Annotated in this window: 1 protein-coding gene; it reads left to right on the top strand. The window is 74.3% G+C overall.

What is annotated here, in order from left to right:
* Positions 1-721 (top strand): HD-GYP domain-containing protein (locus SSOG_RS15540; RefSeq protein ID WP_009715179.1); only part of this gene is annotated, 721 nt, incomplete at both ends.

Below are 721 nucleotides of genomic sequence, written 5' to 3'. Positions count from 1 at the left end.
CCGCCGCCCTCGAGGGCGGGGTGCTGGTCCTCGCCGAGCGCCGCTCGGCCCGCGCCGCCTGGCGCGGACGCCATCTGAGCGCGCTGGCGCCGCAGCTGGTCCACGGGCCCGCCGGGCTCGCCATGGCGGTGCTGTGGACCAGCCCGTACGGACCGGCGGCGGCCCTGCTGGTGCTGCTGCCGATGTACGTCTGCGCCTGCGTCTTCGCGCTCTACCACCGCGAGCGCGCCGCCCACCAGGCCACCATCCGCGCCCTCGTCCAGGCGGTCGACATCAAGGACCGCTACACCCGGGGCCACAGCGAGCGGGTCGGCCGCGCCTCCGTGATGATCGCCCGCGAACTGGGCATGAGCGGCGACCGGCTGGAGGCCCTGCGCATCGCGGGCATCCTCCACGACGTGGGCAAGCTCGGTGTCCCCACCCGGCTGCTGCGCAAGAACGGCCCGCTGACCCCCGAGGAGCGCCGCGTCATCGAGCTGCACCCCGAATACGGCCACGAGATGGTGCGCGGCATCCGCTTCCTGGGCGAGGCGCGGACGGCGATCCTGCACCACCACGAGCGGCTGGACGGCAGCGGCTATCCGTACGGTCTTGCCGGGGCGCAGATCCCGGAGTTCGCGCGGGTGGTGGCGGTCGCGGACGCGTTCGACGCGATGACCTCGACGCGTACGTACAGCAGGGCCCGCCCGGTGGAGACGGCGGTCGCGGAGCTGAAGCGGTG

The organism is Streptomyces himastatinicus ATCC 53653, from assembly GCF_000158915.1.
Classification (GTDB): Bacteria; Actinomycetota; Actinomycetes; order Streptomycetales; family Streptomycetaceae; genus Streptomyces; species Streptomyces himastatinicus.
This window is presented reverse-complemented; position numbering and strand designations above follow the sequence as displayed.